28 protein-coding genes are annotated in these 24,897 nt (G+C 64.5%); 22 read left to right on the forward strand and 6 right to left on the reverse strand.

The window, feature by feature from the left end:
* The first annotated feature begins 1 nt into the window (after position 1).
* The 10 genes from AC1DHL_RS14860 to AC1DHL_RS14905 all read left to right on the forward strand — a co-directional run bounded on the left by AC1DHL_RS14860 (position 2) and on the right by AC1DHL_RS14905 (position 8,705).
* On the forward strand, positions 2-322 hold the full coding sequence (locus AC1DHL_RS14860) for a LapA family protein (RefSeq protein WP_478162431.1): 321 nt from the start codon (positions 2-4) through the stop codon (positions 320-322).
* Complete coding sequence (gene lapB, locus AC1DHL_RS14865) at positions 312-1,496, forward strand: lipopolysaccharide assembly protein LapB (protein ID WP_478099320.1); 1,185 nt, start codon at positions 312-314, stop codon at positions 1,494-1,496. Before AC1DHL_RS14860 ends, lapB begins: the two co-directional genes overlap by 11 nt.
* 106 nt (positions 1,497-1,602) lie before the next feature.
* Positions 1,603-1,944, forward strand: coding sequence for a ComEA family DNA-binding protein (locus tag AC1DHL_RS14870; protein WP_478099322.1), 342 nt, complete (start codon positions 1,603-1,605; stop codon positions 1,942-1,944).
* 157 nt (positions 1,945-2,101) lie between these two features.
* Positions 2,102-5,047, forward strand: coding sequence for a monovalent cation/H+ antiporter subunit A (locus AC1DHL_RS14875; RefSeq protein WP_478162432.1), 2,946 nt, complete (start codon positions 2,102-2,104; stop codon positions 5,045-5,047).
* A complete protein-coding gene (locus AC1DHL_RS14880; RefSeq protein WP_478099326.1) occupies positions 5,047-5,400 on the forward strand; it encodes a Na+/H+ antiporter subunit C in 354 nt (117 codons plus the stop codon). The genes AC1DHL_RS14875 and AC1DHL_RS14880 overlap by 1 nt, the downstream gene beginning before the upstream one ends.
* Positions 5,397-7,097, forward strand: coding sequence for a monovalent cation/H+ antiporter subunit D (locus AC1DHL_RS14885; protein WP_478162433.1), 1,701 nt, complete (start codon positions 5,397-5,399; stop codon positions 7,095-7,097). Before AC1DHL_RS14880 ends, AC1DHL_RS14885 begins: the two co-directional genes overlap by 4 nt.
* Positions 7,097-7,588: a Na+/H+ antiporter subunit E gene (locus tag AC1DHL_RS14890; RefSeq protein ID WP_478162538.1), complete on the forward strand. Its 492-nt coding sequence runs from the start codon at positions 7,097-7,099 to the stop codon at positions 7,586-7,588. The genes AC1DHL_RS14885 and AC1DHL_RS14890 overlap by 1 nt, the downstream gene beginning before the upstream one ends.
* A complete protein-coding gene (locus AC1DHL_RS14895) occupies positions 7,585-7,863 on the forward strand; it encodes a K+/H+ antiporter subunit F (protein ID WP_478099330.1) in 279 nt (92 codons plus the stop codon). The genes AC1DHL_RS14890 and AC1DHL_RS14895 overlap by 4 nt, the downstream gene beginning before the upstream one ends.
* 16 nt (positions 7,864-7,879) lie before the next feature.
* Entirely contained in the window at positions 7,880-8,239 is a 360-nt protein-coding gene (gene mnhG, locus AC1DHL_RS14900) for a monovalent cation/H(+) antiporter subunit G (RefSeq protein WP_478099332.1), read from the forward strand.
* A 61-nt stretch (positions 8,240-8,300) separates the two neighbouring features.
* Entirely contained in the window at positions 8,301-8,705 is a 405-nt protein-coding gene (locus AC1DHL_RS14905; RefSeq protein WP_478099334.1) for a hypothetical protein, read from the forward strand.
* On the opposite strand, the gene AC1DHL_RS14910 is transcribed toward AC1DHL_RS14905, so the two are convergent.
* Both AC1DHL_RS14910 and AC1DHL_RS14915 read right to left on the reverse strand, forming a co-directional pair.
* Positions 8,699-9,019, reverse strand: coding sequence for a hypothetical protein (locus AC1DHL_RS14910; protein ID WP_478162434.1), 321 nt, complete (start codon positions 9,017-9,019; stop codon positions 8,699-8,701). The genes AC1DHL_RS14905 and AC1DHL_RS14910 overlap by 7 nt on opposite strands.
* A gap of 240 nt (positions 9,020-9,259) precedes the next feature.
* Positions 9,260-10,312, reverse strand: coding sequence for an FUSC family protein (locus AC1DHL_RS14915; protein ID WP_478162435.1), 1,053 nt, complete (start codon positions 10,310-10,312; stop codon positions 9,260-9,262).
* 112 nt (positions 10,313-10,424) lie between these two features.
* On the opposite strand from AC1DHL_RS14915, the gene AC1DHL_RS14920 reads away from it, so the two are divergent.
* Positions 10,425-10,979 (forward strand): DedA family protein, encoded by a 555-nt coding sequence (locus AC1DHL_RS14920; RefSeq protein WP_478099340.1) that lies wholly within the window; start codon positions 10,425-10,427, stop codon positions 10,977-10,979.
* On the opposite strand, the gene AC1DHL_RS14925 is transcribed toward AC1DHL_RS14920, so the two are convergent.
* The gene (locus AC1DHL_RS14925) at positions 10,980-12,314 is read right to left on the reverse strand and encodes an MFS transporter (RefSeq protein WP_478162436.1); all 1,335 of its coding nucleotides are present in this window, start codon (positions 12,312-12,314) and stop codon (positions 10,980-10,982) included. It abuts the gene before it with no gap.
* A gap of 146 nt (positions 12,315-12,460) precedes the next feature.
* On the opposite strand from AC1DHL_RS14925, the gene cyoA reads away from it, so the two are divergent.
* From cyoA to AC1DHL_RS14960, 7 genes are read left to right on the forward strand one after another with little or no spacing between them, the layout of a single operon-like run.
* Positions 12,461-13,525 (forward strand): ubiquinol oxidase subunit II, encoded by a 1,065-nt coding sequence (cyoA, locus tag AC1DHL_RS14930; protein ID WP_478099344.1) that lies wholly within the window; start codon positions 12,461-12,463, stop codon positions 13,523-13,525.
* A 2-nt stretch (positions 13,526-13,527) separates the two neighbouring features.
* Positions 13,528-15,531: a cytochrome o ubiquinol oxidase subunit I gene (gene cyoB / locus AC1DHL_RS14935; protein ID WP_478099346.1), complete on the forward strand. Its 2,004-nt coding sequence runs from the start codon at positions 13,528-13,530 to the stop codon at positions 15,529-15,531.
* Complete coding sequence (gene cyoC, locus AC1DHL_RS14940) at positions 15,524-16,165, forward strand: cytochrome o ubiquinol oxidase subunit III (protein ID WP_478099348.1); 642 nt, start codon at positions 15,524-15,526, stop codon at positions 16,163-16,165. Before cyoB ends, cyoC begins: the two co-directional genes overlap by 8 nt.
* Positions 16,162-16,548 carry a cytochrome o ubiquinol oxidase subunit IV gene (cyoD, locus tag AC1DHL_RS14945; protein WP_478099349.1) on the forward strand — a complete coding sequence of 129 codons (387 nt, stop codon included), beginning with the start codon at positions 16,162-16,164 and terminating at the stop codon, positions 16,546-16,548. The genes cyoC and cyoD overlap by 4 nt, the downstream gene beginning before the upstream one ends.
* The gene (locus tag AC1DHL_RS14950) at positions 16,545-17,318 is read left to right on the forward strand and encodes an SURF1 family protein (RefSeq protein WP_478162437.1); all 774 of its coding nucleotides are present in this window, start codon (positions 16,545-16,547) and stop codon (positions 17,316-17,318) included. Before cyoD ends, AC1DHL_RS14950 begins: the two co-directional genes overlap by 4 nt.
* Positions 17,302-18,669, forward strand: a complete 1,368-nt coding sequence (locus AC1DHL_RS14955) for an ATP-binding protein (protein ID WP_478099353.1) — start codon at positions 17,302-17,304, stop codon at positions 18,667-18,669. Before AC1DHL_RS14950 ends, AC1DHL_RS14955 begins: the two co-directional genes overlap by 17 nt.
* Entirely contained in the window at positions 18,659-19,195 is a 537-nt protein-coding gene (locus AC1DHL_RS14960) for a response regulator transcription factor (protein ID WP_478099355.1), read from the forward strand. The genes AC1DHL_RS14955 and AC1DHL_RS14960 overlap by 11 nt, the downstream gene beginning before the upstream one ends.
* Before the next feature lie 27 nt (positions 19,196-19,222).
* Here AC1DHL_RS14960 and AC1DHL_RS14965 read toward each other — a convergent pair whose 3' ends face one another.
* A complete protein-coding gene (locus tag AC1DHL_RS14965) occupies positions 19,223-19,756 on the reverse strand; it encodes a GAF domain-containing protein (RefSeq protein WP_478099356.1) in 534 nt (177 codons plus the stop codon).
* 209 nt (positions 19,757-19,965) lie between these two features.
* On the opposite strand from AC1DHL_RS14965, the gene AC1DHL_RS14970 reads away from it, so the two are divergent.
* A complete protein-coding gene (locus AC1DHL_RS14970; RefSeq protein WP_478099358.1) occupies positions 19,966-20,370 on the forward strand; it encodes a methylglyoxal synthase in 405 nt (134 codons plus the stop codon).
* 7 nt (positions 20,371-20,377) lie between these two features.
* Here AC1DHL_RS14970 and AC1DHL_RS14975 read toward each other — a convergent pair whose 3' ends face one another.
* Positions 20,378-20,566, reverse strand: coding sequence for a hypothetical protein (locus AC1DHL_RS14975; RefSeq protein WP_478099359.1), 189 nt, complete (start codon positions 20,564-20,566; stop codon positions 20,378-20,380).
* A 115-nt stretch (positions 20,567-20,681) separates the two neighbouring features.
* Between AC1DHL_RS14975 and AC1DHL_RS14980 the strand changes: the two genes are divergently transcribed.
* Both AC1DHL_RS14980 and AC1DHL_RS14985 read left to right on the forward strand, forming a co-directional pair.
* On the forward strand, positions 20,682-22,139 hold the full coding sequence (locus AC1DHL_RS14980) for a DHA2 family efflux MFS transporter permease subunit (RefSeq protein WP_478162438.1): 1,458 nt from the start codon (positions 20,682-20,684) through the stop codon (positions 22,137-22,139).
* 47 nt (positions 22,140-22,186) lie between these two features.
* The gene (locus AC1DHL_RS14985) at positions 22,187-22,411 is read left to right on the forward strand and encodes a hypothetical protein (RefSeq protein WP_478099362.1); all 225 of its coding nucleotides are present in this window, start codon (positions 22,187-22,189) and stop codon (positions 22,409-22,411) included.
* Here the strand turns inward: AC1DHL_RS14985 and AC1DHL_RS14990 are convergent.
* Positions 22,408-23,631 carry an NAD(P)/FAD-dependent oxidoreductase gene (locus tag AC1DHL_RS14990; RefSeq protein WP_478162439.1) on the reverse strand — a complete coding sequence of 408 codons (1,224 nt, stop codon included), beginning with the start codon at positions 23,629-23,631 and terminating at the stop codon, positions 22,408-22,410. The genes AC1DHL_RS14985 and AC1DHL_RS14990 overlap by 4 nt on opposite strands.
* Positions 23,632-23,746: 115 nt before the next feature.
* Here AC1DHL_RS14990 and AC1DHL_RS14995 point away from each other — a divergent pair, with 115 nt between their 5' ends.
* On the forward strand, positions 23,747-24,634 hold the full coding sequence (locus tag AC1DHL_RS14995) for a RibD family protein (protein ID WP_478162440.1): 888 nt from the start codon (positions 23,747-23,749) through the stop codon (positions 24,632-24,634).
* The last annotated feature ends 263 nt before the right edge of the window (positions 24,635-24,897 follow it).

Below are 24,897 nucleotides of genomic sequence, written 5' to 3' on the forward strand. Positions count from 1 at the left end.
AATGAAATATCTCCTGTGGCTGCTCAAGGCAGCCATTTTTTTTACCCTCTTTGCCTTCGCGCTGAACAACCAGCACGACGCAACCGTCTATTTCTTCTTCGGCGCGTCATGGCGCGCTCCACTCGTACTGGTGGTGCTCGCCGCCTTTGCCGGCGGCCTCGTGGTCGGTGCCCTCGGCATGCTGCCGGGCTGGTGGAAGCATCGCAGCGCGGCGGCTCAGTTACCCGCCGCCCCGGCTGTTCCCGCGCCGGCATCCACCGCGCCCGCCCCTGCTGCCGTCGCAGCCACAGACCTACCCGCCGTACGCCAACATGGACTTTGACCTCAGCTGGTTGCTGCTCGGCCTTCCCATCGCATTTGTTCTCGGTTGGCTTGCTTCGCGCTTCGACCTGAGGCAACTCAAGATCGAGAATCGACAGGCGCCCAAGGCCTACTTTCGCGGGCTCAACTTTCTGTTGAACGAGCAGCAGGACCAAGCCATCGATGCATTCATCGAGGCGGTCCAGAACGATCCCGACACCCAGGAGTTGCACTTCGCGCTCGGCAACCTGTTCCGCCGGCGCGGTGAATACCAGCGCGCCGTGCGCGTGCACGAGCACCTGCTCGGCCGTGGTGACCTGAGCCGAGCAGACCGCGACCGCGCGCAACATGCGCTGGCACAGGACTTCCTTCGCGCCGGATTGCTTGATCGCGCGGAAGCGGCACTCCAGAAGCTCGAAGGCACACGCTACGAGAACGAGGCGCGGCTGTCGCTGCTCGCCATCTACGAGCGCTCGCGCGAATGGGCCCAAGCTGCGGCCGTGGCGCAGAAGCTCGACGAATCCGATCAAGCCAGCTACAGCACGCGGCGCGCCCACCACCTGTGCGAACAGGCCGCCGAGCGCGTCGCGGCCGGCGATCTCGACGGGGCGTCGCAACTGCTGCGCCAGGCAGTGGCGCTGGCCCCCCAAGCCCCTCGCCCCGCCATCGACACTGCAACCCTGCAACTGCGCAATGGCGACTCCGCCGCGGCCTTCGACACGCTCAAGGCCCTCAGCGAAAGCGCTCCGTTGGCGCTGCCCCTCTATGCCGCGATGCTCCAACAAGCAGCGGTTGCATCCCAGCGCTCCGGCGAGGCGCTGGCCTTGCTTCAGCGCCGCTATGTCGCCTCACCGTCGATCGACGTACTCGAAGCGATCATCGCCCTGGGCGGCGCGCCCGCCTTGCCTGACGATGCGCGATCCAACGACGTCGCGACGCCGGAGCCACGCGACGGCTATATCGCCCACCTGGCGCACCACCCATCCCTGGTGGCCGCATCGCGCTGGCTCGCCGGCGAGCGCTTCGAACACGAGCAGTTCCATCCGCAGGTGCAGCGCTCCCTCGACCAGGCCACGCGACCGCTCATGCGCTACAGATGCGCGGCATGCGGCTTTGAGGCGCACCAGTACTTCTGGCACTGCCCGGGCTGCCAGGCGTGGGACAGCTACCCGCCTCGCCGCGTCGAAGAGCTCTGAAGTTCAGATCGGCGCAGACTGCCGCTATCATCGCTGCGCCGCACGCATTCGGCATGCGGCGGGGCGCCAAAGGCGTTTCTCATAAAACAATGTCAGGGAGTTTTAAATGTTGAAGAAAATCTTGGCCGCCACGGCCATGCTGTTCGCGGTCGCCTCTTGGGCTGCAGTCGATGCCAACAAGGCAACGGAAGCGGACCTCGATGGATTGAAGGGCGTGGGCCCTGCCCTTTCCAAGCGCATCCTCGACGAGCGCAAGCAGGGCGAGTTCAAGGACTGGCCCGACTTCATGAGCCGGGTCAAGGGCGTGAAGGAAAAGTCGGCTGCCAAGCTGTCGGGCGAAGGCCTCACGATCAACGGTCAAGCCTTCCCCCATGCTGCCGAACACGCGGTGAAGGACGAGCCGAAGAAGACCGATACCGCAGCCGCGAAAGAACCGGCCAAGAAGTAAGCGCGTAGAGCGTCATTGACGCATCGCAGCACGGGCCGCCCTCAGGCGGCCCTTTTTCATTTGTCATCGCTGTAAAGCCGGGCGATGGGTCGGTCCGTGCTCACCTCGGTCGCCATGCAAGCGATCGCTCAGGGGTCGATCGATAGAATTGATCGCAATGCCCCTTGTCTTTCTCGTCGCTCTCCCTTTTGTCGCCAGCGTCGTCGCGGCCCTGCTGCCGTCGAATGCGCGCAACCGGGAATCGACGCTGGCCGGCCTCGTTGCGCTGGGATGTGCGATCCAGGCAGCCTGGTTCTTCCCGACGGTCGCCAGCGGCCATGTGATCCGGGAGCAGATCGAGTGGCTACCGGCACTCGGCCTGGACCTCGTGTTCCGGTTGGACGGCTTCGCATGGCTGTTCTGCATGCTCGTGCTGGGCATCGGCACGCTGGTGGTGCTCTATGCGCGCTACTACATGTCGTCGTCCGATCCGGTGCCGCGCTTCTTCTCGTTCTTCCTCGCGTTCATGGGATCGATGATGGGCGTGGTCCTTTCGGGCAACCTCATCCAGATGGTGTTGTTCTGGGAACTCACCAGCCTCTTCTCGTTCCTGCTGATCGGCTACTGGCACCATCGGCGCGATGCGCGGCGCGGCGCGAGCATGGCGCTCACCGTCACCGGTGCAGGCGGACTTTGCCTGTTGGGCGGCGTGCTGCTGTTGGGGCGGATCGTCGGCAGCTATGAACTCGACGCAGTGCTGGCCGCGGGTGACCAGATCCGCGCGGACCGGCTCTATCCCATCGCACTCGTGCTGGTGCTGCTTGGCGCCTTCACCAAGAGCGCGCAGTTTCCCTTTCATTTCTGGCTGCCGCGCGCGATGGCGGCACCCACGCCCGTTTCGGCATATCTGCATTCGGCCACGATGGTGAAGCTCGGCGTGTTCCTCATGGCACGCCTGTGGCCCGCGCTTTCCGGCACGGAGCAATGGTTCTGGATGGTGAGCGGCGCCGGCGCGATCACGCTGCTGCTCGGCGGCTATGTGGCGATGTTCCAGCGCGACCTCAAGGCGCTCCTGGCGTATTCGACCATTTCCCACCTCGGGCTCATCACCTTGCTGCTGGGCCTCAACAGCCCGCTGGCGGCGGTCGCGGCAGTGTTCCATATCATGAACCACGCGACCTTCAAGGCGTCGCTCTTCATGGCGGCCGGCATCATCGACCACGAGAGCGGCACGCGCGACATTCGCAAGCTCAGCGGGCTGCTCAAGCTGATGCCGATCACCGGCACGCTGGCGATCATCTCGAGCGCAGCCATGGCTGGGGTCCCGCTGCTCAACGGCTTCCTGTCGAAGGAAATGTTCTTCGCCGAGGTCGCCTTCGTCGACGCAACGCCATGGGTCAGCATGAGCTTGCCCGTCCTGGCGACGCTCGCCGGCATGTTCAGCGTCGCGTATTCGTTGCGCTTCGTGTTCGACGTGTTCTTCGGCCCGCCTTGCGCTCCCCCCGACGTGCCCAAGCAACCGCACGAGCCCCCGCACTGGATGCGCGTGCCGGTCGAGTTGCTGGTGCTGATCTGCCTGGTGGTCGGCGTGGCGCCGGCGTGGGCAGTCGGCGCCTTTCTCGCCGCGGCCGCCACACCGGTCGTCGGCGGCCAACTGCCCGAATACAGCCTGGCGGTGTGGCACGGTTTCAATCGACCACTGGCGATGAGCCTCATCGCTTCATTCGGCGGCGTGGTGATCTACCTGCTGCAACGCCGCGGGCGCGCACGCGGCGCGTTCGAGACCACGCCGCTGCTGCATCGCTTCGACGGGCAGCGCATCTTCGAGAACCTGCTCGCGCGTCTCAGCGAAGCTGGCCGTCGCGGGCGGCGTTTGCTGGGCACCCGGCGCCTGCAGATGCAATTGCTCCTGCTCGTCGGAGTCGCGATCGCCGGTGCGGGCGCGGCACTTCATTTCACGCCGGCCGGGAGCGGGTCGCGCGAACTGCTCCCCTTCTCGCCCATGTTCGCGATGACCTGGCTCATCGGCTGCACCTGTGCCGTCGCGGCCGCATGGCAAGCCAAGTTCCATCGGCTCGCTTCGCTGATGCTGGCGTCGGGTGCAGGACTGGTGTGCTGCATCACCTACATCTGGTTCTCGGCGCCCGATCTCGCGCTCACGCAACTGGTGGTCGAGGTCGTGACGACGGTGTTGATCCTGCTGGGCTTGCGGTGGCTTCCGATGCGCACTGCCATGCCCGAACCGGCGCGCGGCCGGCTGCGCCATTGGGGACGGCGAGGACGCGACATGTTCATTGCGATCGCTGCAGGCGCCGGCCTGGGCTCGATCGCCTGGATGATGATGACGCGCCCCTTCCCGCAGAGCATCTCAACCTTCTTTCTGGAGCGCGCGCTGACCCGCGGGGGAGGCACGAACGTGGTCAACGTGATGCTGGTCGACTTCCGCGGCTTCGATACGTTCGGAGAGATCACGGTGCTGGGCGTGGTCGCCCTGACGGTCTATGCGCTGCTGCGCCGGTTCCGTCCGGCGCCCGAATCGATGGCGCTGCCGTTGCAACAGCGCCTCCTGGCCGACGACTTGAACACCGATCTGCTCAATCCACGACGCGCCAAGGACACCGCCGTCGGCTACCTGATGGTTCCTGCCGTGCTGGTGCGCCTGCTGCTGCCGCTGTCGGTACTGGTCTCCGTCTATTTCTTCATGCGCGGCCACAACCAGCCCGGCGGCGGCTTCGTGGCCGGGTTGGTGATGTCCGTCGCGTTGCTGCTTCAGTTCATCGTCTCCGGCACCGAGTGGGTGGAAGAGCATCTGCGCATCTACCCGAGGCGCTGGATCGCCGTCGGCCTGCTGCTCGCGCTGGCGACGGGTGGCGGCGCCATCGTGCTCGGCTATCCGTTCCTCACCACGCATACGGCGCACGTGCATCTGCCGATCCTCGGCGAGGTGCATGTCCCCAGCGCGCTGTTCTTCGACATGGGCGTGTTCGCGCTGGTGCTCGGCGCCACGATGCTGATCCTCACTGCACTCGCCCACCAATCGATTCGCAGCCACCGCTGGTCCGACGAACAGGCCGAAAAGGAAGCCGCCCGTGCCACGGCCGATGCAGAGGGGGCTGCAGCCTGATGGAAGTCGTCCTCGCCATTGCCATTGCCATCCTCACAGGCTCGGGGGTGTATCTGCTGCTGCGCCCGCGGACCTTCCAGGTGATCATGGGGCTCACGCTGATCTCCTACGCGGTCAATCTCTTCATCTTCAGCATGGGCCGGCTCAAGGTCGACAGCGAACCGGTGCTCGAACCCGGCATCGCCGCCACGCTCGCCAACACCGCGGACCCCATGCCGCAGGCGCTCGTGCTCACGGCGATCGTGATCGGCTTCGCGATGACGGCACTGTTCCTCGTCGTCCTGCTGGCCTCGCGCGGGCTGACCGGAACCGACCACGTGGATGGTGAAGAACGCCGGGAGACGCAGGAATGACCGGCTTTTTCAATCTGGTCGACCGGCTGCTCGAATTCAGCATGCCGCACCTGATCGCAGTACCGATCCTGGTGCCCATGCTGACGGCAGCCCTGATGCTGCTGCTCGGCGAACAGCGCCGGCGCACAAAGTCAGCCCTGAGCGTCGTGTCCGGCCTGATCGGCCTCCTGGCGGCGCTCGCCCTGCTGCGCTGGGTCAACGCACCCGCGACCGGCGGCGGGCCGGGATCGATCGGCGTCTATCTGCCGGGCAACTGGCATGCGCCCTTCGGCATCGTGCTCGTCGCGGACCGTCTCTCGACGATGATGGTCGCGCTCACCGGCGTGGTCGCCTTCGCGGCCTCCATCTATTCGACTTCGCGGTGGGACCGCGCAGGCGTGCATTTCCACCCGTTGCTCCAGTTGCAACTCATGGGCCTCAACGGCGCCTTTCTCACGGGCGACCTCTTCAATCTCTTCGTCTTCTTCGAAGTGATGCTCGCCGCCTCCTATGGCCTGCTCTTGCATGGCTCCGGCCGGCTGCGCGTGCACGCGGGCCTTCATTACATTGCGATCAATCTCGCCGCTTCGTCGCTGTTCCTGATCGGCGCCGCTTTGCTCTATGGCGTGACCGGCACATTGAACATGGCCGACCTGGGCGTGCGCATCGCCCAGATCGCTCCGGCCGATCGGGGGCTGGTGCACGCAGCGGCGGCCATCCTCGCGACGGCGTTCTTTGCAAAGGCCGGGGCTTGGCCGCTCAACTTCTGGCTGGTGCCGGCCTACAGTTCCGCCGTTTCGCCGGTGGGTGCGGTGTTCGCCCTGCTCACCAAGCTGGGCATCTACACCTTGCTGCGCCTGTGGACGGTGATGTTCGCGCCCGACACCGGCGCTTCCGCCGGATTCGGGCAAGGTGTGCTGGTCACGATCGGTCTTGCGACATTGTTCGTGGGCGCTCTCGGCATCGTCGGTACGCAGCGGCTGTCGAATCTCGCGGGCTTCAGCGTGCTGGTTTCGGCGGGGACGCTGCTGGCGGCCATCGGCTTCGGTCGGCCGGCCATGTGGGCCGGGGCGCTGTACTACATGCTGAGCTCGACGCTCGCGGTGAGCGCCTTCTTCCTGCTGATCGACATGATCGAGCGATGGCGCAATGCGGGCATGAGCATCGCGCCGCACGAAGTGTCCGGCGATGCGCCTTTTCTGTCCGAAGACCTGCGAAGGCTGGACGATGTGAACCTCGACGACAACGCGCAGGCCCTCTATGGCCGGGCCATCCCCGCGGGCGTTGTCTTTCTCGGGCTCGGTTTCGTCGGCTGCACGATCCTGCTGGCGGGGCTGCCGCCGCTCTCCGGATTCGTCGGCAAGTTCGCGATGCTGTCGGGCCTCTTCGGTGCCGCGCAGATCACTCCCGCGGCCTGGACCTTCATGGCGCTGCTGCTCGTTTCGGGTTTCTTCACGCTGATCGCGCTGAGCCGCACGGGCATCCGGCATTTCTGGACCCAGGCACATGCAACCCTGCCCGCACTGCCCGCGCTCGAGGTGCTGCCGGTTGCAGCGCTGCTCGCGGCCTGCTTCGCGCTGACCTTCTGGGCAGGGCCGGTGATGCATCACGCAGCCTCCACCGCCGAAGGGCTGCGCACCGCCACCGCATACCGTGCCGCCGTGCTCGGCGCACGCGAGGTTCCGAGTCCGCCCGCCCCACCCGGAGCCGCGAAATGATGAAACGCTGGATGCCATCGCCGCCGCTGTCGCTGGGACTCTTCGTCGTATGGCTGCTGCTCAACCAGTCGTTGGATCCCGCGACGCTGCTGCTCGCCGCGATCCTTGCTTTCGCGGTGCCGTTGCTGACCCAATCCCTCAGGCCCTCGACCGTCAAGATGCACCGGCCGGGCCTTGCGCTGCGGTTGAGCGGCCTGGTGCTCTACGACATGGTCGTTTCCGCCCTGACGGTGGCACGTCTGCTGCTGACGCGGCGCAACGCCGACATGAAGCCGTGCTTCGTGCGCGTGCCGCTCGATGTGCGTGATCCGAACGCGCTGGCAATGCTCGCGATGATCATCTGCCTTACCCCTGGCACGGCATGGGGCGAGGTTTCGTTCGACCGCTCGAGCCTCCTGATCCACTTGTTCCATGAACCCGACGAACAGGCCTTCATCGCCATGGTCAAGGCCCGCTACGAACGTCCGCTGATGGAGATCTTCAAATCATGACGCCGATCCTGTTCTGGGCGCTCAAGCTCGCGCTGTTCTTGCTCGCAGTGGCCATGGCCTGCGCCGTCGCCCGCCTGCTCGTCGGCCCCACCGCGCAAGACCGCGTGATGGCGCTCGACTGCCTCTATATCAACGGGATGCTCATGATGCTGGTGCTGGGCATCGTCTATACAAGCAACGTCTACTTCGAGGCCGCAATGCTGATCGCGCTGTTCGGCTTCGTGAGCTCGACGGCGCTGGCGAAATTCCTGCTCCGGGGCGAGGTGATCGAATGATGAAGGGAGCTTCAGCATGAACGGATTCATCGAAGGCCCGCTGCCGCTCTGGGCCGAAATCCTGACCGCGGTGTTCGCCGTGACCGGCGCCGCTTTTGCGGCCATCGGCTCTTTCGGGCTGGTGCGGCTGCCCACCTTCTTCCGCCGAATCCATGCACCGACGCTGGGCGCAACCTTGGGCGTCTGGAGCATCACGCTGGCGACGATCGTCTATTTTTCGGTGCAGGGCTTCAGCCTGTTCCTGCACGCGTCGTTGATCGCATTGTTCGTGGCACTCACGGCGCCGGTCACGACCATCTTCCTGATGCGCGCGGCGCTGTTCCGCGAAAGACTAAAGGGCGGCGACGTTCCAAAGGCCGACCCGAAGGAGCCCTGAGGCTGGAAACGCCTTTCACATCAACTCGACGCATACTCTCAACCATCTGGTGGAGATTGAAATGAAGATTCTTGCCTTGATGGCGGCATCGGCCGCCGGCCTGTTGCTGACATTGAGCGCCCATGCGCAGATATTCGGGACCGACAACAGCGCGGCCGCACGCGCCGCGCGGACCCGGCAAGGCACCGAGGCCGCAAGGGGGCCCCAACCGGGTGAAGGCAATCCGATCCCCGAGCCGGAGTCGAGGTTCTCGTCCGAGCAACGGGCAGCCGCGCGCGCCGAGCGCCGCACTGTCGGCTCCGAGGCGGCAAGGGGGCCTCAGATGGGTGAAGGCGACCCCATTCCCCAAGCCCGGCCGCGCGTGCAGAGCCCCGATCGCTCGGCAGCGCGCAGGGCCCGCGAAGGCGAAGCTGCGCGAGCAAACAAGGCCGGAGAGATCAAGTCGAAGGGCGAGACGACCTATTGACCCGCACGCGGGCGCGCTCGCTCAGGCGAAAGACGCGTGAAAGGACGCATCGGCCGGAGGCAGCCCAGGCGAGCCAGGCCGGTCGCGGTCCGAAGCTCCCAGGACAACGCGCCCTGGCGTCTGCCGACGTCCAGCGAGCGCAGGAAGAGCGCCTCGACCTCGCCGTCAGCGGCGCCGGCTGCTCTGAGATTCTCGCCAACCTTGCCGCTTTCGACACGTTCGACGCTTCGGGCATCGACTTGCGTCATCACGAGCGTGCCCATCATGTCGCGTTGCTTGGGGTCCGACGCCGCCACGCTCGGTGCCCGGTTCATCAGCACGTTTTCGTAGCGAGCGCACCAGCCTGAAGGGACCGAAGCTCAGCGCACCTTCGATGATCGCGATCGACGCGTCAGTCATGGCGCGGCAAGCGGAGTTCAGGCCGAGAGGGCGTCCGCGGCGTCGAACTCATCGGAGAACTGGGCATGGGCATCCTTGAAGCAAGTCCCGCGCCGTGCAGTGGCGGGATACCGGGCCTGGACCGGGAGGATATCGCGGCGAGCGTGTCCGGACGATTACATGCCGCGAGGCACTGTCTTCCTGATCCCGACGGATACGAGAAGCACCAACGAAAGCGCGGCGATCCCCACGAAGACGCCTCCCAGCCGGAGCAGCGCGGCTGCACCATCGACCGTCCAGCCGCGATCCTGCACGAACACCATGAGAAACGCCACGCTGAACTGGATCGCCATGTATCTCACGCCGGGCGGTCCGCCCTGCAGATACGCCCCTGCCCATGCGCCGAGTCCCAGGACGAACTGGCACGACAACGGCCGTTGTTCAATGAACGGCAGCAAGGCGAACGCCACCACCCCGGCGGCCAGGCATCCGGCGAAACGCTGAACCATGCGCTGCATCACGGAAACGTGCACGTCGCTTGTGCGCCCACCTAGAGGAACGATCAGCACGGCGATCGACGTCACCATCGCCTGGGGAAACGACTGCAGATCGCGCGCGACGACCATTGCTGCCAGAAGCGTCACGGCCAAGGCACCGTGCAAGGCATGCAGCGCCGCGTCGCCCCGGACTGGCAAAGAAGGAACGGAATGGATGGGCGGCGCCGACGGGGAAGGAGCGGCATCGCGCCGCAACCACCCAACCACGACCCGCCACTCCGCCAGGGCTGCCACGAAGACGCAGGCCAACGTCCCGACCACGATGTTGGCGACCCGCTCCTCCGCAAAGGCCATCAGGTTCGCACGCGCTCTGAAGGCCTCGCACATGACCATGACGAAGGTCACCAGGGCCAGCACCCACGCATAGCTGTGCCTCGAAAGAAGCGATGCAAACAGCCCGCCCCATGCGGCACAGGACAGCACCAGCACGAAAGCGACGGAATGGTCGCCCATCGGCGGCCCCAGCACAAGCCCGGCGGCCGCGCCGAACAAAGTGCCAAGGATCCGAAGTGCACCGCGATAGAGCGATGCAGCGAAGGCGTCCTGCATGACCACGAACGCGCTGATCGCCGCCCACCAGGTGTCACGCAACCCCAGCGCATGCGCCGCCATGACCGCAATGACGACCGAGAGCACCGGCCGCATCGCCTGAATCGCGCGCGAGCTGGACATGGAGGCTTTCAGGATGCGTTTGCCTGGCGGTTGATGGAAATCCGCGCCATTGTCGGCGAGCCCGGGCCTGCAGGAACGGCCATTGCCGGCAATGGCCGGGCATGATTCGCCCATGCATCTGTCCGAATTGCTCCAGAACTACGGCTATCTTGCGGTCTTCTTTGCCGGCCTCTTCGAAGGCGAGACGATCCTGATGCTCGGCGCCTTTGCCGTGCACCAGGGCTATCTGTCGCTCGTTCCGTTGATCGCCTGCGGCGCGGCGGCCGCCTTTCTGACCGATCAGTTCTATTTCCACCTGGGCCGACGCAAGGGCGCGGAACTGCTCGCAACGCGGCCGAAGTTGCGCGCTCACATCGAACGGGTCAACGGATTCGTCACCCGCCATCCCATTGCGACGATTTTCCTGATGCGATTTGCGTGGGGCCTGAGGATCGCAATGCCGGCCACGCTCGGCATGGGCCGCATGTCAGCCGTGCCCTATGCGGGCCTCTGCGCCGTCGCGGCGATCGTCTGGGCGACGGTTGTGGCCTTGTTCGGCGTGAAGCTCACGGGCTGGATCCACGCGTGGGTCGGTCATCTGCGCCCCTACGAACACGACCTCATCCTGGCGGCGCTCGTGATCACGCTGGCGGTCGCGCTCTTCAAGCAGTTGCGCGCCCGCCGTTGATCATTCGCGGACTTCGAGCGCCCGGTTGATGCGCAGCGCCACCAGCGTGCAGACGGCACCCGAAAGAAGGTACACGCTGACATAGCCGAGCCCGAAGTGCGACGAAAGGCCCAGCGCCACCAGCGGCGCGAAGGCGGCACCGATCAGCCAAGCCAGGTCGGAGGTCAGCGCGGCGCCGGTGTAGCGGTATTTCGCTTCGAAATTGGCCGTGACAGCACCGGCGGCCTGGCCGTACGACAGGCCGAGGATCACGAAGCCCACCAAGATGAAGACGTCCTGCCCAAGCCGGCCACCATCCAGCAGCGTCGGCGCGAAACCGCTGAACACCGCAATCAGCACCGCGAGGCTGCCGAGCGTGTTGCGCCGGCCCATGCGGTCGGCGATCAGGCCCGAAACGACGATGCCGATGGCCCCGAGCACGGCGCCCACCATCTGGACCACGAGAAATTCGGTGATGGACTGCGTCGAGTAGAGCGTGATCCACGAGAGCGGAAACACTGTGATCAGGTGGAACAGCGCATAACTGGCCAGTGCCGCGAAGGCGCCGATGACAATGTTGTAGCCCTGCGACCGCATCATCTCGACGACATCGGTCGGCTGGAGTTCGCGCGCTTCGAGCAGGCGGTCGTACTCATTGGTCGACACCAATCTGAGGCGTGCAAACAACGCGACCACATTGATCGCAAAAGCAACGTAAAAGGTGTAACGCCATCCCCAATCGAGGAAATCCTCGAGCGAGAGGCTCGAATAGAGGTAGGCGAACAGAGCGCTGGCCAGGAAAAACCCAACGGGCGCGCCAAGTTGGCCCAGCATCGCGTACCAGCCGCGCCGGTTCGGCGGTGCATTGAGCGCCAGCAGTGAAGGCAGGCCATCCCAGGAACCTCCGAGCGCAAGCCCCTGGCCGACCCGCAAGATCGACAGCAATACGATCGACGCGAAGCCCATGCTCGCGTAGCCAGGCAGGAAAGCGATGCCTGCCGTGGAAATACCCAGCAGGAACAGCGCGATGGTCAGCTTGGCCTCACGCCCGAAGCGCCGCTGGACCGTCATGGAAATGACGGTGCCAAAGGGCCGGGCGATGAACGCGAACGAAAAAATCGTGAAGGCGAACAGGATGCCTTCCAGGCGGTTCTCGAAGGGGAAGAACACCGCCGGGAAGACCAGGACCGAGGCAATCCCGTAGACGAAGAAATCGAAATATTCCGATGCGCGGCCGATCACCACGCCGACGGCGATCTCCGAAGGTGTGACGTGTGAGTGGTCCGAGTCGCCCCCGTGGAGGGTCGAGCTCAGTTCGTGTTCGGTACTGGAGGGACTGATGCCTGACATCGTCATTTCTGCTTTGGTTCGTGTGTCAACTGGACTTTGCGAGCGTCTCACCGAATCGGGATTGCCGCCATAGGACAAAACGTCCAATATCCGGCGCAGGCCAAACCAAGTAGATTCTGGACTCTTTGCCCAGCAAAAGCTCATTCTCCGGCATGCCTCCCCTCAAGAACTTTCGCGGACTGCTCTTGCTCCCGCTCGCCATGTTGGCGGGGTGCAACATGGTGGTTCTGAATCCGTCCGGCGACATCGCCCGACAGCAAGGCCAGCTCATCGTCGTCTCCACGGTGCTGATGCTGCTCATCATCGTGCCGGTCATTGCATTGACCATCTTCTTCGCCTGGAAATATCGCCAGTCGAACAAGGAAGCCAGGTATTCGCCGGAGTGGGACCACTCCACCGAGCTCGAACTGGCGATCTGGGCGGCCCCGCTGCTCATCATCATCGCGCTGGGCGCCATCACCTGGATCAGCACCCACACGCTGGACCCGTACCGCCCGCTGCGGCGGATCGAATCCGGCCGCCCCGTTCCCGACAACGTCAAGCCGCTGACCGTCGAAGTCGTCGCACTCGACTGGAAGTGGCTCTTCATCTACCCCGAGCAAGGCATCGCCACCGTGAACGAACTGGCGGCGCCGGTCGACCGGCCGATCGTCTTCAAGATCACGGCCTCCTCGGTCATGAACTCGTTCTACATCCCGGCACTGGCAGGCCAGATCTACGCGATGCCGTCCATGGAGACCAAGCTCAACGCGGTCATCAACCAGCCGGGCGAGTTCGAAGGTTTCTCCGCCAACTACAGCGGTGCCGGCTTTTCGGGCATGCGCTTCAAGTTTCACGGCCTGAACGAAGCGGACTTCGACCAATGGCTTCAGAAGGCGAAGTCCAGCACCGGCGCGCTGACCCGTGCGGCGTATGTTGAACTGGAGCGCCCCAGCGAGCGCGATCCGGTTCGCCATTTCGGCACGGTGGACAGCGACCTCTACCAGGCGATCCTCAACCGCTGCGTGGACCGCAACAAGATGTGCATGAGCCAAATGATGGCGATCGACGCAAGCGGCGGCGTGGGCGGCGTGACGGGTACGTACAACGTCACCTCACGCCCCTGGCAGCCTGACGAGAAGAATTCCCCGATCCGCACCTACGTCACGGCGATGTGCACCCCCGCCGATCCGGCCGGCATGTCGGTCCCGCGTACCAACTTTCGCGTCCAAGAGTAACGATGCCTGAACATCTAGATTTGACGAGGCTCATTTTCGGCCGCCTCACCTGGGAAGCGATCCCCTATCACGAGCCGATTCTCCTGGCGACCTTCATCGCCGTTGCGCTCGGCGGACTGGTGGTCCTCGGCGCAATCACCTACTTCCGTCTCTGGGGCACGCTGTGGCGCGACTGGATCACCAGCATCGACCACAAGAAGATCGGCGTCATGTACATCATCCTCGGACTGGTGATGCTGCTGCGCGGCTTTGCCGATGCGATCATGATGCGCGCCCAGCAGGCGTTCGCTTTCGGCAACGAGGCCGGTTTCCTGCCGCCGCATCACTACGACCAGATCTTCACGGCGCACGGCGTGATCATGATCTTCTTCGTGGCGATGCCGCTGGTCACGGGCATGATGAACTACATCGTGCCGCTGCAGATCGGCGCGCGCGACGTGGCCTTCCCGTTCCTGAACAACTTCAGTTTCTGGATGACCACCTTCGGTGCCGGGCTGGTGATGGCCTCGCTCTTCGTAGGCGAGTTCGCGCGCACCGGCTGGCTGGCCTATCCGCCGCTGTCCGGGCTGCAGTTCAGTCCGGACGTGGGGGTCGACTACTACATATGGTCCTTGCAGATTGCGGGGGTCGGCACCTTGCTGTCCGGGGTCAACCTGATCGCGACCATCGTGAAGATGCGCGCGCCGGGCATGACGCTCATGAAGATGCCGGTGTTCACCTGGACCGCGCTGTGCACCAACATCCTGATCGTCGCTGCCTTCCCGGTGCTGACGGCCGTGCTCGCCCTGCTCTCGCTGGACCGCTACGTCGGCACGAACTTCTTCACCAACGATCTCGGCGGCAACGCCATGATGTACGTGAACCTGATCTGGATCTGGGGCCACCCCGAGGTTTACATCCTGATCCTTCCGGCCTTCGGCATCTTCTCCGAGATCGTTTCCACCTTCTGCGGCAAGCGCCTCTTCGGCTATGCGTCGATGGTCTATGCGACGCTGGTGATCACGATCCTGTCGTACCTCGTCTGGCTGCACCACTTCTTCACGATGGGGTCAGGCGCCAGCGTCAATTCGTTCTTCGGCATCACGACGATGATCATCTCGATCCCGACGGGCGCGAAGATCTTCAACTGGCTGTTCACGATGTACAAGGGTCGCATCCGCTTCGAGCTGCCCATGATGTGGACCATCGCCTTCATGATCACCTTCGTCATCGGTGGCATGACGGGCGTGTTGCTCGCGGTGCCGCCGGCGGACTTCGTGCTGCACAACAGCCTGTTTCTGATCGCGCACTTCCACAACGTGATCATCGGCGGCGTGGTCTTCGGCATGTTTGCCGGCATTACCTACTGGTTCCCGAAGGCATTCGGCTACAAGCTCGATCCGTTCTGGGGCAAGTGCTCGTTCTGGTTCTGGGTCACCGGTTTCTATTTCGCCTTCATGCCGCTCTATGTGCTGGGGCTGATGGGCGTCACCCGCCGCCTGAACCACTTCGAGGATCCGTCGCTGCAGATCTGGTTTCAGATCGCGGCCTTCGGCGCCGTGTTGATCGCGCTGGGCATCCTGTCGATGCTCATCCAGTTCGTGGTGAGCTACCTCCGCCGCGATCAATTGCGCGACGTCACGGGCGACCCGTGGGATGGCCGCACGCTCGAATGGTCGACCTCGTCGCCGCCGCCTGCCTACAACTTCGCGTTCACGCCGCACGTGCATGACAACGACGCCTGGGCCGACATGAAGAAGCACGGCTTCACTCGGCCGCTCGGAGGATTCATCCCCATCCACATGCCGAAGAACACCGGCGCCGGCTTCATCATCGCCGCCCTCGCTGCGGTCTGCGGCTTCGCCCTGATCTGGCAGATGTGGCTGCTGGCCGGCATCGGCTTCTTCTCGATGCTCGCTGCCGTGATCATCCATACCTTCAACTACAAGCGCGACTATCACGTCCCGGTGGACGATGTCGTCCGCACCGAAGGCGATCGCACCCGCCTCCTGGCTGCCCATGTCTGACGTTACTGCCCTCTCCCCTGGCGGCGCCGCGAGCGCCAGTCCGAGTTCGCGCTTCTACGTGCCCACCGAGCATCATCCCGAAAACGGGACGATGCTCGGCTTCTGGCTCTACCTGATGAGCGACTGCCTGGTGTTCGCGTGTCTGTTCGCGATCTACGGCGTCCTTGGCCGCAGCTTTGCGGCGGGCCCATCGGGCGCGGACCTGTTCGATTTGCCGCTGATCGCACTCAATACCTCCTTGCTGCTGGTATCGTCGATCACCTATGGCTTCGCGATGATCGAAATGCAGCGCAGCCGCGTGAAGGCCACCATGATCTGGCTGGTCGTGACCGGCCTGCTCGGCGCGGGCTTCATCGGCATCGAGCTCTTCGAGTTCGCGCACCTGATCCACGAAGGCAACGGTCCGCAGCGCAGCGCCTTCCTTTCGTCGTTCTTCGCACTGGTGGGCACGCACGGGCTGCACGTAACCTTCGGCATTGTCTGGCTCATCACGTTGATGGCGCAGGTGGGCAAGCACGGCTTCATCGCGGCGAACCGTCGCCGCCTGATGTGCCTGTCGATGTTCTGGCACTTTCTGGACGTCGTCTGGATCGGCGTCTTCACCTTCGTGTACCTGATGGGAGTGCTGCCATGAGCGCGCATGACGAAACCTCCGCCCATGACGATCATCACGGCCACGACGACGGCGCGCCGCACGCGACCTTCAAGGGCTACATGACGGGCTTCGTGCTGTCGGTGATCCTGACCGCGATTCCGTTCTGGCTGGTCATGGGCAATGTGTTCGAGAAGTCCAGCGTGACGGCCATGGTGATTCTCGGGTTCGCCGCGGTGCAGATGGTGGTGCACATGGTGTACTTCCTGCACATGAATGCGAAGTCCGAAAATGGGTGGACGATGCTGGCGTTGATCTTCACTGTCGTGCTGGTCGTGATCACGCTGAGCGGCTCGTTGTGGGTGATGTACCACCTCAACCACAACATGATGCCCGGCATGATGGACATGCACACGATGCCTTGACCGAGCGCGGTCGGCGTTCCGCGCCCGTCTTGATTGCGCTCGCGCTCTGCGCGGCGCTGATGTTCGTGGGTTTTGCCGCGCTCGGCATCTGGCAGGTCGAGCGAAGGGCGTGGAAGCTCGATCTCATCGAGCGGGTCGACCAGCGTGTCCATGCAACGCCTTCCGCCGCACCCGGGCCCGATCAATGGCCGCGGGTGAATGCGGCCGCCGACGAGTACCGGCGCGTCAGCGCCACCGGCACGTTTCTCCACGATCACGAAACGCTGGTGCAGGCGACGACGGCACTCGGGAGCGGCTATTGGGTGCTGACGCCGCTGCGCATGGCGGATGGCAGCGCGCTGCTGGTCAATCGCGGCTTCATTCCGCCGGAGCGCCGCGACCGCGCCACCCGCAGCGCGGACGAACCGACCGGCGAGACCACCGTCACCGGCCTCATGCGCATGACCGAGCCCGGCGGCAGCTTCATGCGCCGCAACGACCCTGCCGCGAACCGCTGGTATTCGCGCGATGTCCAGGCGATCGCAACGGCCCGCGGCCTGGACCGCGTGGCGCCCTACTTCGTGGATGCCGGGGCGGCCCCGTCGCGTTCTGCCCAGCCGGTCGGCGGCCTGACGGTGATCGCGTTCCAGAACAACCATCTGACCTATGCGATCACCTGGTTCGCCCTCGCCCTGATGATCGCCGGCGCCGCGTGGTACGTCGGACGTGACGAGCTTCGACTGCGGCGAAAGCGCATCGGCGAAACGAGCGAAGATGCCGGGCATGACTGAAGCCACCGCGGTCGCTCCGCGTCCGCCATCCGACTCGCTTCCCGGCAGGCGCACGGGCGACGCGACCGGACTCAAGAACATGCAGCAGCTGATCCAGCTGCGCTGGATCGCCGTGGTCGGGCAGGTGGCGACGATCATCGTCGTGCATTTCGGATTCGGAATCCACCTGCCGCTCGACCAGATGCTGGCGGTGCTGGCCTGCCTGGCGGCCTTCAACGCTGCCAGCCAACTGCGCTGGCGCATTCACAGGGACGTGACCAATACGGAGCTTTTCGTCGCACTGCTGGTCGACGTGGCCATGTTGACCGCCCAGCTCTATCTCAGCGGGGGCGCGACGAATCCCTTCGTCTTCCTCTATCTGCTGCAGGTCATTCTCGGTGCCGTGCTGCTCGAATCGTGGTCCACCTGGACGATGGTCGGCATCACGACGGCCTGCTTCGGTGGACTGGCGCTGTTCTCCGAGCCACTCGCGCTCCCGCGGGCATACGGCCAGGGCCTGTTCAGTCCGTACGTCCTGGGCGTACTGGTCTGCTTTGCGCTCATTGCGGCGCTGCTGGTGGTGTTCATCACGCGGATCAGTCGCAACCTGCGTGGCCGCGATGCACGTCTGGCGGACCTGCGCCAACGCGCCGCCGAGGAGGAACACATCGTGCGCATGGGCTTGCTGGCTTCCGGCGCTGCGCACGAGCTGGGCACACCGCTCGCCACGCTGGCGGTGATCCTCGGCGATTGGCGACGACTGCCGCATTTCACCTCGGACCCCGAACTGCTCGACGAAGTCAGCGAGATGCAGGCCCAGGTCCAGCGCTGCAAGACGATCCTGACGGGCGTCCTGTTGTCGGCCGGCGAGGCGCGCGGGGAGAATTCGGAGGAGACGACCGTCAGCACCTTCCTCGATGACTTGGTCGAGGAATGGCGGACCACGCGAGCCGCCACATCCTTCGCTTACGAAAACCGGTTCGGCCACGACCTCCCCATGGTTTCGGATTCGGCGCTCAAGCAGATGATCTGCAACGTGCTGGACAATGCCCTCGAGGCATCGCCGCACTGGGTCGGCCTCACCGCCGCGCACGACGGCGACGCGCTGACGCTGACAGTCACGGATGTCGGCCCCGGCTTCCCACCCGGGATGCTGGCGCAGTTCGGCAAGCCCTACCAGTCGAGCAAGGGTCGGCCCGGCGGCGGCCTGGGCCTGTTTCTCGTGGTCAACGTGGCTCGCACGCTTGGCGGCAGCGTCACGGCCAGGAACCGGCCCGAAGGCGGCGCAGTCGTGACACTGACGCTGCCGCTGGCGGCCATCACCCTTGACGAGGACGAAGAGAACGAAGATGACGATGGAGATGGAAGCTGATCGCCTGCTGTTGATCGTGGAGGACGACGCCGCCTTTGCGCGGACGCTCGGCCGCTCGTTCGAACGCCGGGGTTATTCGGTCATGCACGCCGCAAACCTCGATCAGGTGGCGGAACTCCTGCGCGAGCACTCTCCTGGCTATGCGGTCGTCGATCTGAAGCTCAACGGCGATGCCTCGGGCCTCGCCTGCGTGCAGACGCTGAACGGGCACGATCCCTCGATGTTGATCGTGGTGCTGACGGGCTTTGCCAGCATTGCCACCGCGGTCGAGGCGATCAAGCTCGGCGCCTGCCACTACCTGGCCAAGCCGTCCAACACCGACGACATCGAAGCCGCCTTCGGTCGCGCCGAGGGCAACGCGGAAGTCGAACTGACCAACCGTTCCACGTCGATCAAGACTCTGGAATGGGAGCGCATCCACGAGACGCTTGCCGAAACGGGCTTCAATATTTCCGAAACTGCGCGCCGGCTGGGCATGCACCGACGGACGCTGGCACGCAAGCTTGGCAAGCAGCGCGTCAAATAGGGCGTAGGGCGTAGGGCGGAGGCGCCGCTATTCGAGACCTTCAGCCTGCGCCAGCAGCCTCGCGGTGGCCTTGGCCGCCATCTCCAGGCGTTTCACGTCGCGCTCCCCGAGTTCGGCGCGAGGCTCGAAGCTGAAGCCGCACAGGACCCCATACAGGGTGCCATCCGAGAAGCGTACCGGCACGCCGATGTGCGCCCCCATGCCGTGGTAGTAGTCGGGCAGGCCGTTCGCGACCCGCACGCTCGTGACGTCGGGCACCAGGCAGGGCATTCGCCCGTCGACGATGCGCTGGCAGATGCTTTCGGCACGCGGATGGGAATCACCGGGCCGGATGATTGCGTCCACGGTCCTTGAAGAGATGTGGCGGAACACGCGGTCGCCGTCCACGAACTGGCCGACGAAGACGACCTCGAGATTGAGCTGCTCGCGAACCACGCGCAAGAGACTCCCAATGCACCTCTCGGTGAAGCTGCCGTGGACATTGTCTTCCGCGGTGATCGCGGCAATTTCCCCCGCCCACCTTTGCAGATCGTCCTCGTCGCGTTGGGGTGTCGTGCTCATCAATATTTCCCTTTACACCAGCGATCCTACGTCAGCGACTCGACGCCACTTGTGCCGGACTTCTGTGGATAACTTTGTGTGTAGTGCGTGGAGGCCCATGCACGAAGCCTGACGCCATGCGGGTTGGCACTGCATTGCCTGCGAAACGGGCATTGCAGCGGATACTGCGGGTTCGCCGCACTTCAGCGGCGCGCATCAGGAGGAACACCATGACCGAGCGCTCCATACCTAAGCCGCGCCGCGTCGCACTCATCGCGCACGACGGCAAGAAGACCGCGATGATGGCCTTGGCGCGCGAGTTCGAAACGCTGCTGCGCGACTGCCAGCTGTGCGCCACCGGCACCACGGGCACGCGGCTGGGCTCGGAGGTGGGCCTCACGGTCGAGCGACTGCTGAGCGGCCCGCAAGGCGGTGACCTGCAGATCGGTGCGCGTCTCGCGACCGGCGAGATCGACATCGTGATCTTCCTGCGCGATCCGATGACCGCTCAGCCGCATGAGCCGGATATCAACGCCCTCGTCCGCGCATGCGATGTTCACGACGTGCCCTGCGCCACGAACGTGGCCAGCGCACGCCTGCTGCTGCGTCAATTGCAAGGAAGCGCGACGGGCTGAAGGGCGCTCAGAGCTTCGCCAGATATTTGATACCGACGACCAGCGCAATACCGAGAACGACGAGGAAAAACAACCGACTCCATCGCACGCCCGGTTGGTTGTACCCGGGCATTTCATTGCGATGAAGGCCCGAAAACGACGTCGTGTCCGGCTTGTCTCGATGCCAGTCGTGGAAGTTATCGCGGTCGGTATTCATGTAGTACATTTTAACTACAGTTACCTGACCATTTACAACCGCTTGTCGTCCATTCCTGCACGTTCGGCCGACTGTCGGATTGGACCTCGTCCAAGCCCTCTGCTAAGGTTTGTGGATGCTGTACACAAACCCGGAGAGCACCTCCTCCTTGGACAACCGCAAACGCTGGCTCGCGCTGCTCGTTCTTTGCCTCGGCGTTCTCATGATCGTGCTCGACACCACGATCGTGAATGTCGCGCTGCCGTCGATCCGCCAGGACCTCGGCTTTTCGGAAACCTCGCTGGTCTGGGTGGTGAACGCCTACATGCTCAGCTTCGGCGGTTTCCTGCTGCTTGGCGGCCGGCTTGGCGATCTGTTCGGGCACCGGCGCTTGTTCCTGCTCGGCATCACGCTGTTCACCATTGCCTCGCTGGCATGCGGCCTGTCCAATTCGCAAGCCTTGCTGGTGACGGCGCGGGCCGTTCAAGGCCTCGGGGGTGCGGTGGTTTCGGCGGTGGCGCTCTCGCTGATCATGAATCTCTTCACCGAACCCGCCGAGCGCGCGAAGGCGATGGGCGTGTACGGCTTCGTGTGCGCCGGCGGCGGCAGCATCGGCGTACTGCTGGGCGGCCTGCTGACGGGCGCGTTGAGTTGGCACTGGATCTTCCTGGTCAACCTGCCGATCGGCGTGGCGGTCTATGCGCTGTGCCTCATGCTCTTGCCCGATATGCGCGGGCAAGCAGCCGGAGAACGGCTCGACATCGGCGGCGCTGTCACGATCACGGCCTCGTTGATGCTGGCCGTCTATGCGATCGTGAACGGGAACGAGGCCGGCTGGACCTCGGCGCAAACACTCGTCCTGCTGGGCATCGCGGCGGCGCTGCTGGCGATCTTCCTCGCGATCGAGTCGCGGGTGCAGCACCCGCTGATGCCGCTGCACCTTTTCCGCCTGCGTAACGTATCGATTGCCAACGTGATCGGGGTGCTCTGGGCGGCCGCGATGTTTGCCTGGTTCTTCATCTCCGCGCTTTACCTGCAACTCGTGCTGGGCAGCAGCCCGATGCAGGTGGGCCTCGCCTTTCTTCCTGCCAATCTGATCATGGCGGCTTTCTCGCTCGGCCTGTCGGCCAAGCTGGTGATGCGATTCGGCAACCGGCGTCCGCTTGCCTTCGGGCTGCTGCTGGCCGCAGTCGGGCTGGCCCTGTTCGCGCGCGCGCCGGTCAACGGAAGTTTCATGGTCGACGTCCTGCCCGGCATGACACTGCTTGGACTCGGCGCCGGCATGGCGCTCAACCCGCTGCTGCTCGTGGCCATGGGCGATGTGTCGCCGAGCGAATCCGGCCTCGCGTCGGGTGTCGTCAATACAGCCTTCATGATGGGCGGTGCGCTCGGGCTGGCCGTGCTCGCCAGCGTCGCCGCTGCGCGGACGGAAGGCCTGCTCGCCCTCGGCCTCGACACGCCAGCGGCACTCACCGGCGGCTACCACGCAGCCTTCCTTGCCGGCGCCTTTTTTGCCGCACTCGCCGCCTTGCTGGGCGCAGTGCTCCTTCGTGGTGCGCACGCCCAAGCCGGCGCTTTCGCGGAAGAAACGTAGGCTTTGACCTACAGAAAATCCGACCGGGCGCGCCCACCATCAAGGGCATGAAGAATCCAATCAAACTCGTCATCGACGAGCCTGCGCCTGGGTCTTATATCTGGACGCTGCTTGAAACCGACGCCGGCGGCGCACCTCGGAAGGTCTTGCGATCTGCCGAGTACGGCGCGGACACCTACGAGGCCGCGCTTGCGGCCGGCACGCGAATGATGGACGCCGAGATTCGCAAGAACGTGGCGGCGTCCTCGGAACGCGGCAGCGTTTCGGGCTAGGCCAGGAGCGTCTTGAAAGGCACTGCCGGGTCAGTTGCCGCCGCCGGGTCCGGACTACGCCCCGCTTCGAGCAGCTTGCGACTCATCATGTGGTCGACAGGTGCATTCACCGACTCGACACAGCGCAGTTGCGCGTCCACATAGTGCAGCAGCGAAAACGAAGCGGGATTGGCGCCAGGGCGCCGGAATGTTGTTGCCCCCGCCAGGCCCTCAGCCGGAACCAGTCCCGCCATTTGAAGCCGAAGGCTGCCTTGGTCGGACCAGAACCACGGCACCGCGTCATACGGCCGCGCGGCACCCGTGAGCGTGGCGACCGCGGTGCGTGCCTGATCGTTCGCGTTCTGCACGGACTCGAGCCGGAGTGCGGCACCCGAGCGCCGGTCCGGAAAGCGCGTGCAGTCGCCCACGGCCAGCACGGATTCATCGTTGGTCTGCATGTAGGCATCGACCACGATGCCATCGGCGCATTCCAGCCCCGCCGCCTGCGCCAACGCCATCTCCGGCACCGCGCCGATGCCGAGCAGCAACAGGTCGATCGGCTGCGGCTTTCCATCGACTTCGATCGCCGTCAGGTGCTTGCCGTCGATGAGGGGCTGGCCGGTCCGTACGCCCACACGCACATCCATGCCGGCGGCGCGATGCGTCGCCATGACGTGGGCGGAAAGCTCAGGCGACACCGCGCGACTCAGCAGGCGTGGAGCGCTTTCGAGCACGACCACCTGCTTGCCGAGCGCCAGCGCGGTTGCGGCAACTTCGAGCCCGATGAATCCCCCGCCGAGCACCGTGACGTGTTGCGCTGCCGAGAGCTTGGCACGCAGTTGGACGGCATCATCGGCGGCTCGCAGGAGGGCGACGTTGTCGAGCCCTTCCAACGCCGACAGTCGACGCGCCCGCGTGCCGGTGGCGAGCACCAGGCGCTCCCAGCCGAGCACCGCGCCCGAACGCAGCCTAACCGTGCGCGCCGCGCGATCGATGGCCAGTGCGGCATCGCCGAGATGGAGAGTGATGCCCGATTCCGTGTACCAGGCTTCGGCGCGATGCAGTTGTGGTATTTCTTCCGGGCTCTTCAGGAAGGTCTTCGAAAGCGGTGGGCGGTGATAGGGGATTGCGGCCTCCTCGCAGACCAGATGCACCCGCGCACCCTGCCCTGCTTCCACCAGGCCGGCACAAAGCTGCGCAGCCGCGTGACCACCGCCGATGATGACAATGTTCGAATTCATGGATGATTTTCTGTTGCTGTCGGCGATCCGCACAATGATCGGATCAAACTCGACACTTTAGCCTCGCCACCAAGCCAACCCTGATGAAACGCATCGACATCGCTCGGACCGGGGCATGAACCCGCGCATCGTGCCCATCCCTTCCTCCGTCCCAGGCGTCGATGCGCTCTGGCCTTTGTGCGTCGACATCGTGGCGCATCGTCGTGGTCACACAAAGCACTGGGACGTCGGCGCGCCGCTGGCTTGGGATGCATCGAGAGGCTTTACCTTGCGCGGCATGTGGCACGACGATGCAATCGAATTGTTCGAGTTGCTGAAGCCGATACTCGATCAGCCACGCGAAGGCGCGCCCTGGGTGATCGGCCAGTTGGGCCAAAGCCTCGACGGATACGTCGCCACGCACAACGGGGACTCCCACTGCGTGAACGGACCGGAAGTGCTGACGCATCTTCACAGGCTTCGTGCCCTGTGCGACGCTGTCATCGTCGGTGCCGGCACGGCAGCCATCGACAACCCGCAACTCACGACGCGCCTCGTGGCCGGCGAGCACCCGGTGCGCGTCCTGCTTGATCCGACATTGCGCCTTTCGCCCACGCTGCGGGCCCTCACGGACGACCAGGCACCTACCCTGCTCGCTTGCGATGCCCGCCGCGCCGACGAGGCCAAGAGACGCGTGGGCGCCGACCATGTGCTCGGTGTGGACGACCTCGTGGATGCCTCGGGCGCGCTGAACCTGAGCGCGCTGCTGCGTGCGCTCGCGATGCGAGGACTTCAAACGTTGTTCGTCGAAGGGGGTGGCGTCACGGTATCGCGCTTCATTGCGCAGGGGTGCATGGACCGGCTTCATCTGAGCGTTGCGCCCGTCCTGATTGGTACCGGTCGGCCCGGACTCAGGCTTCCGCCCAACGCCGTGATGCGCGATTGCCCGCGACCACCGGGTCGGGTATTTCGCATGGGTGAGGATGTGCTTTGGGATCTGGATTTGCGGGCTGATCCGACATAGAGCCAGCTTCGATTCAAGACATTTGAATTTGATTTCGCCAAGTTCCAGAGGAACAATTGGCCAAGCGTGGGAACAATTCAATTCGCTTGTCGAGATGCGTCTGCGGAATTTCCCATTCCGCAGACGCTCACGATAGCGCGCATTGATTACCGAGCTGCGCGGCTCTCAATGCAATTCAATAGGTTTGACGCTGCGGATGCATGACTTTTGAATTTCTCCCGAGATCCGCAGCCCTATTGATGCCTTGCTGTGACAGCGAAAAG

The organism is Variovorax sp. 10L426 (assembly GCF_056395305.1).